This window comes from Belliella filtrata (assembly GCF_022549775.1).
GTDB classification, from domain to species: Bacteria; Bacteroidota; Bacteroidia; order Cytophagales; family Cyclobacteriaceae; genus Belliella; species Belliella filtrata.
This window is the reverse complement of record NZ_JAKZGP010000002.1, coordinates 45,089-59,479: the sequence shown is the minus strand read 5'-3', so window position 1 is coordinate 59,479 and position 14,391 is coordinate 45,089. Positions and strand designations below refer to the sequence as shown.

Here is a 14,391-nt window from a genome sequence, read left to right as displayed (position 1 = left end):
ACAGCTATGAATGCTAAATTATTATCAAGGGAAGTGAACAAAAAGACTGGCGCCCCAGTAATTGGAGTTTTTGCACCATGTGATCCTAGAATTGATCAGCAAAGCAGAGAGCGAAGTATCAATATTGTGAAAAATGCTTCGGAAATGCTTGCCAATAAAATACTTCAACCTGACGGTACTCCTGTAGAAATTGTATATTCTGACATTTTGATTGATGCAGAAAGTCAAGCAGATCAAGTTGCGAGGCAGTTTAAAGAGGCAGGGGTAAATATTTTGGTTTGTGTTCCAGACACCTGGTCATTTCCTCAGTTGACTACACTTTCACTGCTAGCCCATTTCCCGAAGGATACACCTATCAATTTTACTACTGGCAACAGTGCCCCAAGACCAGGTGTGGTCTATACACATGCGACTGCAGGAGCGATTGCCCAGTTTGGTAAGTTGACACATATCAATGTTGGTAGGTGGCCAGACGTTGGTCAATCTCCTCAAATGGATGCTGAAACATTAGAAAACTTGGTGGATTGGTGTTATGCCGCAATTACTTTCATGGGTTTAAGAGGCAGAAGAATTGTGATTTTTGGTCATGACTCTATGGGTATGGAGACTGCATTGGCACATGTGTTGGAAACGAGGAATCAATTTGGTCTGGAGATCACCAGACTGGATATGAAGCTACTTGCTGATATGCTCCAAAAAGAATCCTATGATAAAGCTGAACTCAAAAAATTGAGAACTTGGCTTGAAGGACATGCCAAAGGCAGGATTGAGTTGCCAGAATTGGAGAAAGACAGCGAACTACTAGATAAGAGCTTGGCTTTATATCTTATCGTTAGAGATTTGATGGTAGAGCTTGACGCTGTAGGGGGAGGTTTTATGAGTCAATTGGAATGGGGTTCTGATGCTCGTGCTATTCAGCAGCCTGTGGCAGATATCATGGAGTCCTTATTCAATTCATCTTTTGACCATAATGGTCCTAAGCCAATTACTCCATTTGCTACTGAAGCAGATGCGCAAGCACTTTTGACACAATTGTTTATGACATGGCTTTCAGGAGGGAATCCGCCTTTGTTTATGGATTTTAGAAAAGTTTGGGAAAAACAGGATCTTTTAGACTTTGCTGAAAAGAATCAATTGGAGGTAGATCATTCAGAAACTTGGTTAGAAAAAGGGTTTGTGGATGGGGTCAACTCTGGGTCAGCATCATTTGATTGGGCAGCTAAGCCAGGAGCAACTGAGCATGAAATTATGTCAAAGATCTCATTTCCCAAAGCAGTGGATTATTTCTATTACTTAGGAAATTCCGTTCACTTTATATCACCTGGAGGGATAGAAGGAGTAGCAGCAAGATTGGCTTTCAGTTCCCTTTCTGGTATGTTTTCTATGGTCTGGGATGAAGCAAAGACAGTTGAATTGCCAAATGATTTTGCTCAAGCCATCCGCCAGACAGCAAATCCTACATGGCCTCACACTTTTGTAGTACCAAAGTACGCTACCATGACAGAATACAAGCAATACGCGCCATCAAATCATTTTCACCTGACCTGGGGCTTGAAGCCTGCTAGGTTACAATTCTGGATGGATTTTACTAACGTGTTATCCGTGACCCCTTGGCAAAGTAGACCAACCTTTGTTGAAGGTACAGATAGGCCAGTGCCTTTGTTGTATTTGATCAATGGTGGTGAATTGAATACCAAAAGGTTGAAACTAGGTAGGTAGCTTACCATTGAGATTTGCTTGCAAGAAGAGAAAGTTTAATAGTTTAGATGAGATGTGGTATAATAAGTCGGTATTACTGGGGTGTTTTGTGGCTTTTTTTTCATGTAAATCAAATGAAGAAGCCTGGGTAGATCATGATAGATTGGAGTTGATACCTCATGCAAATCAAGTGGGTGCTATGCATCTTCCAGTGGATATCGCCCCTATAAATGCTCCATTTGATATGCCTGATTTCAAGAGGCCTGTCTTCCCTGATTTTGTGATCAACATTCTTGATATTGGCGCTAAACCGGGGGAGAAAATAACTGATGTGATCCAGGCCGCCATCGACGATGTGAATTCAGCTGGAGGTGGTAGGGTAATCATTCCAAAAGGTATTTGGAAAGCAGGCCGAATCATCCTCAAAAGCAATGTTAATCTACATTTTGAGGATGGTGCAAAGCTTTATTTCAGTGGGGAGCTGGTGGACTATCGACCTGCTGTTTTTACCAGACATGAAGGTGTTGAGGTGATGTCTTTGGGAGCATGTATTTATGCTTATCGAGAAGATAATATTGCCATTACGGGCAAAGGAATACTCTATGGTCCAGAAGAAGGTAATGTTCGTGAGCAGATGATGACAGAAGATGTGGTTGAGAATTTTGTTCCAATGGATATTCCGGTATCTCAGAGAGTCTATGAAGGGCATGATGGAGAGTCTATTTTCTTACCCATGTTTGTTTCTCCTACTGAATGCACAAATGTTTTCATTGAAGGAATCACCTTGGAGCGAACGGCCTTTTGGAATATTGTACCCGTGTATTGTGATGGGGTAATTATTCGAGGTGTGACCGTGAATTCTGTTGGGATTCCACGCGGTGATGGGATTGATATAGAATCTTCCAAAAATGTCTTGATTGAATATGCTACCCTGAACAATGGAGATGATTGCTTTACACTCAAAGCTGGAAGGGGCGAAGATGGTGTTCGGGTAAATAAAGCAACGGAGAATGTTGTGATCCGGCACTGTTTAGCACAAGAGGGACATGGTGGGGTCACTGTTGGGAGTGAAACAGCAGGGTGGATCAGGAATTTATATGTCCATGACTGTGTATTTGATAACACAGGAGTAGGAATCAGGTTCAAAACCCGTAGACCCAGAGGTGGCGGGGGTGAAAACCTTTACTATGAAAGGATCAGGATGAATTTACGACACACTGCTTTTAGATGGGATATGCTTGGTAGCGAGCTGTATGTAGGTGAGTTGGCATCTAGGTTTCCTCCAAGGGAAAAAGACCACCTCACACCTACATTTAAACAGATATATGCTAAAGATATCATTGTTGAAAATGCTGCCGCCTTTATAAATGTGACAGGTATCCCAGAATCCCCCATGGAAAATTTTGAAATTGATAATGCGGTGGTGAATAGTAAACAACTTTTTAGGGCTGATGATGCCAAAAACATGGTATTAAAGAATTTGGAGATTACCAGTCAAGATTCTGTGTTGTATTTATTGGATGCTCATGATATTAAATTGTCTCATGTTCGTTATTTGGGCTTAGGTGATAAATGGTATGTTTCTTATCAAGGTGACAGCTCTCAGCCGATTAAACTGAATAAAGTTTACCCTAATCAATTGTTGGAAATTGATTGAGTTTTATGATGCACAATATTTACAACTCAACAGCTAATTCCTACCAAGAAAAGATTACTGCTGGTCAATTTCGGAATAAGTGGAATAAGTTATTTGTATAAATTTGTATCCTTTTAATCTCTGAAAATTGAGTCTATTTTGGATGATAAAGCTACTGTTGTCTTTTCGGATTTAGGTATTGCCTTTTCCATCGAGGTATTGAGTTAGTCTAATTTTTTATTCAGTAACCCTACATTTTTTAATAAAGGTTCTGTATTACAGGGAGGTACAGGGAAGTTGGGTTTCGAAGAGTTTTAATTTTGTAGATACGCATTTTTGATAAGCGCAAGTTTTATCAAAGGCTTTGTTGGTGATAGATTAAATGGTGTACGTAGATGTATCCAATCTAAAATATCGTCAAATGAGATACATTAAACCCAAAAGCCATGGATTACAAAAAATTAACTGATGAGCAGATATGGAAGCTGATTTCGATGGGCGATCGTACAGCTTTTGGCTTTGTTTTCAAAACCTTTGTAAAGGAGTTTTTTAAATATGGATGTAAGTTTACAAAGGACAAGGCCCTTATTGAAGATGTAATCCAAGATACATTTGTGAGTTTATGGAAAAGTAAAGAAAAGGTCAAAATTGAAAAATCTATTAAGTTTTATTTGATTACTGCATTTAGACGAGAATTGATTCGTAGAATCAGTGCTGAACGTAAGTTTGATACCATAGAAGACTGTGCGGATACTTACTTTATTGAACACTCTTATATTGATCTACTTGTCCAACATCAGTCAAGCATACAAATGAATGAAGACCTAACTCATGCCTTAAGTCAATTGACAGCACGTCAAAGAGAAGCCATTTATTTAAAGTATTTTGTAGAATTAAGTTATGAGGAAATTGCTGAAACCTTGGACATGCAAGTTCCATCACTTTATAACTTGATCATGAAAGCAATGAAAGCGCTAAAGTTGAGTATGAAAAATGAAAAATTATTGGTGAATTTAAAATAGTTGGTTCACAAACGTTAACAAAAATTGTTTTAGGTAGATTAGAGTGGCTTTTTATAAGTCGCTCTTTTTTTTGATTTTTTTTATCATTGACCGATGAGATTCTAAAGAGTTGTTCCCCTTCTATTTATAACTGAAATAGACTTGAAAAAACAATTCGAAAATATAGAGGACTTTTTATCGGACAGCACCTTTAGGGATTGGGTATTGCATGAGAAAGATGTCAAGAGTCTTTATTGGGAAAACTGGATCAAATCCAACCCCGATAAAGTAGAGGTTCTAGAAGAAGCTAAAGCTTTGATCTGGATCTTAGAAGGGAATAATGCAACATTGGAAGAGGAAGAAGCGAATATGCTTTGGGATGCCATAGATGCACAACTTGAAGAACCAAGGGAAGGAGAATCATCAAAAGGAATAACTATTAATTCAAGCAAAGAAAGTCAAAATAGTAGATTCTGGTATTTCTTAACCTTCCCATCTTTCAGGATTGCGATGATTTTGATAACCGTATTTTTTGGTTCCATTGGTTTTCTACTTCTCAATGGAAATGATCACTTTTCTGATCAAGAGATTTTGCAATCAGAAGCGGACTTTTGGATAGAGAAAGTCACTCAAAAAGGAGAGAAGAAAAGGATTCATTTACCAGATGGAAGCAAAGTGCTTTTGAATGCTGAAAGTACATTAAAATACCTTCCAGGCTTTGGGAAAGATCATCGAGATTTGATGCTTGAGGGAGAAGCATATTTTGAAGTCAGCTCTGATACATTACTTCCTTTCCAAGTACAAAGTAATGATTTGCAAACTGTGGCTCTTGGTACCTCATTTATCATCTCTGCGTATTCCTCTCACAATACGCAGGAGGTCAAACTTTTGACGGGTAAAGTCTCTGTAGCCCACCAAGCCCAAAATGGCTATTTGTCACATGTGATTTACTTAAACCCAGGCGAAGATGCTATGCTATCTAATCATGATTTCAAGAAATCAAATTTTGATGTTGAAAATGCACTCAAATGGACTAAAGGAATTCTTCATTTTCAAGAAACACCATTTATGGAAGTGGTTGAGGTATTAGAAAGGTGGTATGGTGTGGATATTTCTGTGTCTGGCAGTAGGCTTTCCATGAGCAGGGTGACTGGAGAATTCAAAAGAGAAAATCTTGAAAATGTACTCAAAAGTATAAGCTATTCTTCATCCTTTGACTTCCATATAAAAGGTAAGAAAGTAATGATATCCACAAGGTAATGGTGGATGAGGGAATTGAATCAAAGATTGGTTCGGCGGAGCAGTCACCCTACAAGCTTAAGGTCGGAGTAGTGACTGATAATTAACAATAACATTGAATTAAACCAAAATAACCGAATAACTATGAAAAGAATCCTTTACTATTCACAGAAAGTAGGCAGGTGCTGGCTGTTTGGAATGATCATGCAAGTATGCTGCATACCCATGCTGCATGCTTACGAGCTGAACTTCCAATCCAAAGACCTTAAACAAGTTTATGTGGATATAGAAGTAGAACAAGCAAGCTTAGCCAAAGTATTTTCATTGCTTGACGAAAAGACAGATTTTTCATTTGTCTATGATAGCAAGTATATCAATGGGCTCAAGCCTGTGAGTCTTAAGAGCGAGCATGAGTCTTTAGAGGAAGTGTTGAAAAAACTATCCGCCTCTCATCAATTGTCATTCCAACAGGTGAATGATAGAATCAGTGTCAAAAGCCTTCAGGCCAATAGACAAAACCCGATTGAAGTCAATGTGACGATAACAGGAAAAGTTTATGACAGTGAAGGAATTCCTTTACCAGGTGCTACTGTGAGGCTTGAAGGAACCAACATTGGTGTGGCAACAGGTATAGATGGTGACTTCACTATCAATGCACCGGAAGACGGTACATTAATCATTTCTTATATTGGTTTTGTCCCGTTCAAGCTTACCCTGCTTTCCAATCAGACCGATTATGAAATTACTCTCCAAGTAGATGATTCAGCTATGGAAGAGGTAGTAGTTGTGGGATATGGTGAGCAGAAGCGGGCAAACCTTCTCGGTGCTGTGGAAAGTATCACAACTGAAAAACTTGTAGATATACCAGCAGCAAATATGTCTTCTTTGCTTCAAGGAAGGATGGCAGGTGTCAATGTAGGAGGGCCGACTGGTAGACCAGGATCACCTTCTTCTTTTAACATTCGAGGAAGTAGTGGAAGCTTGAATGCCGAACCAGTTCTGTTTGTGATTGATGGATTTATCAGAGATCAGGCTGCATTTGATGTGTTGGACCCTACAGAAGTTGAAAGTATCTCAGTCCTAAAGGATGCAGCTGCAGCAGTTTATGGAGCCAGAGGTGTAGGTGGAGTAGTGTTGGTGACAACCAAAAGAGGGAAGGAAGGAAAAGCCAGAATCAGCTATTCAGGATCAGTAGGTCTAGCAGATGCTACTAGTTTTCCTGAAATGATGAGTGCTTACGATCAAGCTACATTCAAGAATAACCAATACAGGATTACTAATCCAGATGATTATAATAATGGGCTAAGACTCTTTGGAGATGATGAATTGGAAGCTTTCAGAAATTATGATTTCAACTGGATGGATTACGCCTGGAAAGGGTCTATGGTGACCAGGCATACCGTGAATGTCAGTGGAGGAAGTGACAAGGTAAGGTATTTTGGAGGGGCATCCTATTACAATGAAGATGCAAACCTGCCTGGTACTGACTTGAACAAATACTCCCTTAGAATGGGGATTGATGCAGATATTACCAAGGATTTGACAGCATCACTTACCTTGAGTGGAGATCAAAGGAAAGATACAAGACCGCACAACAGGAATGATGGAAATGCAGCGACTTTGAATGGCGCATTTCAACAATTATTGAGAACGCCTAGATGGATTCCACCTTATATCAATGGACTACCAGTAAGATATGGTGGTCAGGTCGAATCTCACCCGATAGAGATTGGTAATGTCAATAGTATCATTCAAAATACAGGTAGCAATTTGATCATCAATGCTGCCTTGGAGTATAGAGTACCTGTGGTAGAAGGGTTGAGGTTGAAAGTAGCATATAATCAAAGTGAAATGCATGAGTACAGTAGGCAGTTGAGAAAAAATTATCGTTTGTATGATTTTCAGATGATTGGTAGCCGAGGAAACTTAATCAGCAATGTTCCTATTGGTTCGACTTTGATCAACAACCAAGAAAGACTCCAAGAAGATTATGACAATGCAAAGAGCTATCAATTCAATGCACACATTGCCTACGACCGTGTTTTTGGAAAACATGATGTAAGTGGCTTGGTGGTTTATGAAGTAGCAGAGAGTGAATCTCATGGCTTTAGGGCACTGAGGGAAAACCAACTGATTCCAGGCTATGACCTACAGCCAGGTTTTAATGAGGCTCAAGATGCTACTCATGGTTGGGCTGGAAATAATGCTAGATTAAGCTCTGTAGGAAGATTCAACTACTCTTATGATGGAAAGTACCTTTTTGAAAGTGCCTTTAGATACGAAGGATCAGTAAGATTTCCTCCTGAAACTCGTTGGGGATTTTTTCCTTCTGCCTCAGTAGGTTGGAGGATCTCCGATGAGAATTTCTTTAGAAACAACATCAATTTTGTAGAAGATATGAAGTTGAGATTTTCAGCGGGTTTGCTTGGAAATGATGCCATTGGAACTAGACAATGGGAATTCACCTATGGTCAGACAGGTGGAGCATACCTTGGTGGAAATGGTATGACTAATGGCCTTAATCCCAGACATGGTGGATTGGCTCTCTATGGACAAACTTGGGAGAAAACGGAGTTCTACAACTGGGGGATAGACCTCCTTATGAAGAACAGGTTGAAGATTGGCTTAGATGGTTTTTACAGATACACCTATGATATCTTGACGACAAGGGCTTCTACTATTCCTACAAGTACAGGGATCAATGTTATGCCAGCTGAAAATTTTGCTCGCATGGATGCCTGGGGTTTTGATGCTTCATTTTCATACTCTGGAAATATTGGAAATGACTTTGGGTACAATATAGGTGTAGTTGGTGGTTGGAGTAGAAATAGACAAATCGAAATCTACCAAAACCCTGCAAATATTGGAACTTGGATAGATCAACAGGGATTGGCAACAGGAGGACAGGATGGTTTGATTGCTGTAGGTATTATCAGAACTCAAGAGCAATTGGATCAAATCATGGAACAATATCCAGGTTTAACAATTTTTGGGATGGAGCCACAGCTAGGCATGATGATGTATGAAGATGTAGGAGGGCCAAACCGCTCAGACGAGCCAGATGGTGTAATCGATGGTAATGATGTACGAATGATCGCACCTGCTGTTCCGAATATTGGGTTTTCTTTCAATCTGGGTGCCACATATAAGGGCTTAAGAGTAGATACACAAGTAGGAATCAGTGGTATAGGGACTCAAGTGTTTTTTGATCAGCAGACTTATAATCCAGTAGATGTTACTGGTACTGGTTCTTGGATGAACATGCCTGCCATATGGAATGATCACTGGACTCCAGAGAATCCAAATGCAGCTTTTCCAAGACCAACCATGTATGGTGGACAAAACAACCGATCTACCTTCTGGATGAGAGATGGTACTACCATGAATTTGAACATCGTCAATGTTTCTTACAGCCTACCAAATCACCTTGCCGAAAAACTAGGGGTGCCACAGTTAAGGATGTATTTCACAGCAAGAAACCTGTGGAGAATCATCAATCCTTTCGATTACAAAGATCCATCTTTGAGTAGGTTTGATACTTATCCTACTTTACGTACCCTCAATTTTGGACTAAACGTTACCATTTAATCATGAAAGCGATGAAAAAATATATTATAATCATTTGTTCGATGTACTTAGTTTCCTGTGGAGATATCTTGGATGTGCCAGATGTGACAGGTGTAAATACAGATGTATGGAACAATGAAGTAGGAGCGTCCTTATATGTGAATAGACTTTACGAAGTCAGTCTTCCTGGAGTTGGCTTTGGGGTCGATTCTGGATTTTCTGATGAATCTTATTCTTCAAACAATACTATTTACGGAAACCTGACAGCAGATGATGTTAGCTTATACAGTGTCAATTACTACCGAAGAATTAGAGATACGAATATTGGCCTGGAAGGGCTAGCAGGAAGTACTTTACCTGACGATGCAAAAGGCAGACTGAGAGGTCAAATGACATTTTTGAGGGCCTTAGATCATTGGAATCTAGTTTTGTTGTATGGAGGTGTTCCGATGGTGCTGGAGGCTCAAGATCCTTATGGTGGTGAGGCTATCAACCTGCCAAGAAATACTGCACGTGAGTGTATAGATATTTTGGTCGCAGACTTGGATGAAGCTATTGCAGGATTACCAGCTTCATGGCCAAACAATGAGCGTGGAAGGATTACGAGAGGTGCAGCGGCTGCGATGAAAGGAAGGATATTGCTTTTTTGGGCAAGTCCTCAATTCAATCCAGCCAATGACCAGAGTAGGTGGGAGAGAGCCTATCAAGCCAATCTGGAAGCCAAAGAGCTATTGCTTCAAGATGGCTATGGTCTACATCCGAATTTCACAGAAGTATTTACAGTCAAAGGAAACAGAGAAGTTGTCTTTGCCCGACTGTTTGACTTCAATTCAGGAAAGACGCATGGCTGGGAAAACTCAGTAAGACCTAGACAAATTGGAAACAATGGCGGCACTGGAAGTAATCCTACTTGGGAAATGGTGAAAGCCTTCCCTATGAGTGATGGAGTGTCAATTGATAACCCAGACTCGGGCTATGATTCCATCTACTATTTCAAGGATAGAGATCCAAGGTTTTATGCCACCATTGCTTACAATGGTGTAAACTATACAGCTACGGGGTTTGATCCCAATAGAAAGCAGTGGTCATACTATGTTGGTGATAATCCTGTAGATAATCCAGGAGCTACCACCACTGGTTTTTATTGTAGGAAGGCCACAAACCCAAATATCCAGCAGCAATTCACAGGACAGGCGGACACCGATTGGCCAGAGATTCGATTTGCAGAAGTCCTACTGAATTTGGCAGAGGCAGCAGCAGAGACTGATAGGTCAAGTGCTGCTTATGCGGAGTTATATGCGATCAGGCAAAGGGCTGGTATTTCAGCAGGTGACGGAAATTATGGGGTGCAGGAGGCATTGCCCAAAGCTGATTTGGTAGATGCAATAATGCATGAAAGACAGATTGAATTGGCCTATGAGAACAAGAGGTATTGGGACCTTAGAAGAAGAAATCTCTTTGAACAGCAATTGAATGGTACCCGAAGACATGGAATCATTACACGCTTGAAAGCAGGAATCAACCCTGTGGAGTTTGAGGTTATTCGTGATCAGATTGATTTGGAAAATGATTATGATCAGTATTTTGAAATGGAGCTTTGGGTAAAAGATCAGCAGTTTGTAATCAATTACCCTCAGCCACAGTACAACTTCTTTGGAATCCCTCAAAATGTAAGGGACAGAAGTCCTGAAGTTGAGCAAACAATTCTTTGGGAAAATGGCACATTTGATCCATTGAGAGACTAGAAAGAATATGAGTAACTAAGAGATAGGCTGATTTGCGTTGATCTCCATTTCAGCCTATCAAATTTGAAGAAAACGATCACTACATCCATAAATAAAAGTTCAATGAATGATTTGAAAGGACTATTTCTTAGCCTTAGTATACTTATCACAATACCTGCTTATGCGCAGTATCCTAAAATCCCCGCAGATGCAAAAGCAAAATCTGACTCCATTATGAAGGAAGCAGAAAGGCTTTCTGATCTTGCTTGGGAAAAGGCTTTGCCAATAGTATTGAAAGAAGCTTCTGAAGGTAAAGCATATGTGCCTTGGGCTTTTAGACCAACTGATTTGGAACAAGCAGAGATACCAGCCTTTCCTGGTGCTGAAGGAGGTGGTATGTTTACCTTTGGGGGTCGAGGAGGAAAAGTTTATACAGTCACTAGCTTAGAAGACCGGGGACCAGGTACACTTAGAGAAGCTTGTGAGCAAGGTGGAGCAAGGATCATTGTTTTCAATGTAGCAGGTATCATCAAGTTAAATAGTCCTTTGATCATCAGAGCACCTTATATCACCATAGCTGGTCAAACAGCCCCTGGTGATGGAGTAGTCGTAGCAGGTGAGTCTGTTTGGATAGATACCCATGACGTAGTGATACGCCACATGAGATTCAGAAGAGGGGAAACCTTTGTAGGTCGTAGAGATGATGCTATCGGAGGAAACCCAGTAGGGAATATCATGATAGACCATGTGTCCACTAGCTGGGGTTTGGATGAGAACATGTCCATCTATAGGCATATGTATAGTCCTGGTGGAGATTATCCTACGGAAAAAAGAGGAACAGTTAACATTACTATCCAAAACAGCATTTTCTCCGAAGGCCTGGATACCTATAACCATTCCTTGGGTAGTACCTTAGGTGGAGAGAATTGTTCTTTTATGAGAAATCTTTGGGCCAGCAATGCTGGTAGAAATCCTTCCATTGGATGGAATGGTATATTTAATTTTGTCAATAATGTAGTTTTCAACTGGAACCATAGAACAACTGATGGTGGGGATTACATGGCAAAATACAATATCATCAATAACTACTATAAACCAGGGCCGGTGACTCCTGAAAATTCAGATATCAGGTATAGGATACTGAGACCTGATGCTGTATTGACAAGATTGGATACGACAATATATGGTAGAGCTTATGTTGAGGGCAATATTGTAGATGGAGTAGCTAATGTAACCGCAGACAACTGGGATGGTGGGATTCAATTAAATAACAAAGATGGTAATGTTCCCTTTGAAGTAGCAAAGGAAGTTTATTTCCCTAGGATAAGATCTTACAAGCCATTCCCTATGCCTAAGCTGACCATAACCTCAGCTGAAGAAGCGTACAAATATGTGTTGGCAAATGCTGGAGCCACATTGCCTAGAAGAGATCCTGTAGATGAAAGGGTGGTTAGAACGGTCAAAACAGGTAAGGCCGAATATGCAGAGGGACTTGATCCTGATTCGTTTTATCAGTTTGAGCACAGGAGGTTACCAGCTGATTCTTATAAGCAAGGCATCATCACTGACATTAGACAAGTTGGTGGATATCCTGAGTACAAGGGGCAGGCCTACAAAGATTCTGATCAGGACGGGATTCCAGATGCTTGGGAAATCAAGTATGGTTTGGATCCAAATGACCCCTCAGATGCAAACAAAGACCTCAATGGTGATGGGTATACCAATATTGAAAAGTACATCAATGGTATCAACCCTAAGAAAAAAGTCAATTGGAAAGACTTGAAAAACAATAAAGACACATTAGAAGGGAAAAAAAGTCTTTTTTAATGTAAAACAATGTAGAACCCAAAATTTCAAATAGATGGAAAAATCTTTAATAAAACAATGCACCACATGGTGGGCTCAATTGCTAGGGCTAGCACTATGTATCGTATTTTATACTGGCTGTAAGGATTTGCAGGAATTCACCTTGGATACCATACCTTCTCCTTCAGACTTGCAAATCGATAGAGAAGGAAGAAATGCTACCTTGTCCTGGACACAAACTCCCGACTCAAGGATCAATAGCTATGAAGTTCAATTAGGGACAGATGCTGACTTCTCAAGCATATTGTCTACAGATACATTGGAGGTTGGAGAACAGTCTTTCACTTTTATGGATCTAGAATCTGAGGAGTCTTATGCAGCAAGGGTAAGGGCATTGAATCCAGATCCTTTGATTAATTCATATTATGCTTCCATTACATTTATTTCAAATACCATTGAGAACATATTCAGGGTGGTAAACAATGAGCATTTGGGTATAGGTCAAGTCCTACTGAGGTGGAATGCACCAGAAGAAGGAACGGTGACTCGTTTAGTATTGACACCTACTGCTGGAGGTGATCAAGTTACTTTAGATTTGAATCCAGATCAAATTGCAGCAAGGGAAGCAAGAGTAGAAGGTTTGAGTGAGAATAGACTGGAGTACAAAGCGGAAATATTTGATGGAGACATCGTAAGAGGTGAACTTTTCTTTTTTACATTGGATATCAACTCAGCGATAACAATTGAAGGAGAATCTTATGCTAACCTTCAGGCTGCTATAAATGCTGCTTCCTCTGGTGCAGTGATAAGAATTGGTTCTTCGACATATAATTTCAGTGAAATACAAAATGGGACGATTCTCGTAGATGGGAAATCTCTCACGATTGAGGCTGCTACAGAAAACAGTAACAAGCCTGAGATTATTTTGAGAAATTTTGAATTGAGGGGAGATATTGGATACCTAAATTTCAAAGGAATCAAAATTCATAGTATCAGTAAGGCACAGACCTCGCAAAACAATGATTATAACAAACATATATTTGGGGCTTCATATGTTACTGGCCAGTTTAATCTGGAACTTCTAGATTGCGATCTTTCTGGAGCAGAATCAGGATTGATTTTTACGCAAGGCGTGGGAGCAGCTAGTGCGCCAGAACCAATTGCTGGGTCAGGGATATTTGGAGTTACTATCGAAAACAGCTTATTGCACAGCTTTGGGAATGCAGGAGGAGATTTTATTGATTTTAGATCAGGATCGATTTCCAGTGTTCAAATCAAGAATACTAGTATATGGAACAGTGCAAGAGCATTATTAAGAGCCGATCCAGATGTAAGTTTTACAGGGACAGATGGTTTTGTTTTAGATCATGTCACAGTCAATAGTGTCTGTGATGGAGGTAGGTTTGTCGATGTGAGAGCAAATGGTAGGACTGTAATCAGAAATTCTATCATTACCAATAAGGTGAGTAATCATGGCAATAGAATGCAAAATGGAGCATCATTAGTTATTCAAAATAGTAATTTGTTTGGCTCTAATATCAACAACATTACTGCTGGAGCGACCATGACCGATAGGGTGGAGTTTGACCCTCAATACACGAATGCTTCAAGTGGTAATTTTTCGATTCAAAATGCAGCACTTAAGGCTTTGTCAATAGGAGACCCGAGGTGGTTTTAATAAATTTAAAAAAAATAAATGTATAAAGCTGGGGGCTTAAAT

General features: G+C 40.0%; 8 protein-coding genes. All 8 read left to right on the top strand.

All coding sequences use genetic code 11. The annotated features are described in order from the left end of the window. The first annotated feature begins 6 nt into the window (after positions 1-6). A complete protein-coding gene (locus MM239_RS01700) occupies positions 7-1,719 on the top strand; it encodes a hypothetical protein (protein ID WP_241346063.1) in 1,713 nt (570 codons plus the stop codon). Between the two features lie 52 nt (positions 1,720-1,771). Then, the gene (locus MM239_RS01695; RefSeq protein WP_241346061.1) at positions 1,772-3,355 is read left to right on the top strand and encodes a glycoside hydrolase family 28 protein; all 1,584 of its coding nucleotides are present in this window, start codon (positions 1,772-1,774) and stop codon (positions 3,353-3,355) included. A gap of 425 nt (positions 3,356-3,780) precedes the next feature. After that, on the top strand, positions 3,781-4,356 hold the full coding sequence (locus MM239_RS01690) for an RNA polymerase sigma factor (RefSeq protein ID WP_241346059.1): 576 nt from the start codon (positions 3,781-3,783) through the stop codon (positions 4,354-4,356). Positions 4,357-4,497: 141 nt separating this feature from the next. Beyond that, positions 4,498-5,595, top strand: a complete 1,098-nt coding sequence (locus tag MM239_RS01685) for a FecR family protein (protein WP_241346057.1) — start codon at positions 4,498-4,500, stop codon at positions 5,593-5,595. A gap of 123 nt (positions 5,596-5,718) precedes the next feature. Further along, complete coding sequence (locus tag MM239_RS01680; protein ID WP_241346056.1) at positions 5,719-9,162, top strand: TonB-dependent receptor; 3,444 nt, start codon at positions 5,719-5,721, stop codon at positions 9,160-9,162. 11 nt (positions 9,163-9,173) lie between these two features. Beyond that, positions 9,174-10,886 (top strand): RagB/SusD family nutrient uptake outer membrane protein, encoded by a 1,713-nt coding sequence (locus tag MM239_RS01675; RefSeq protein ID WP_241346054.1) that lies wholly within the window; start codon positions 9,174-9,176, stop codon positions 10,884-10,886. A 102-nt stretch (positions 10,887-10,988) separates the two neighbouring features. Beyond that, positions 10,989-12,692: a polysaccharide lyase gene (locus MM239_RS01670; RefSeq protein ID WP_241346052.1), complete on the top strand. Its 1,704-nt coding sequence runs from the start codon at positions 10,989-10,991 to the stop codon at positions 12,690-12,692. A 34-nt stretch (positions 12,693-12,726) separates the two neighbouring features. Next, complete coding sequence (locus tag MM239_RS01665) at positions 12,727-14,349, top strand: DUF5123 domain-containing protein (RefSeq protein WP_241346050.1); 1,623 nt, start codon at positions 12,727-12,729, stop codon at positions 14,347-14,349. Positions 14,350-14,391: the final 42 nt, after the last annotated feature.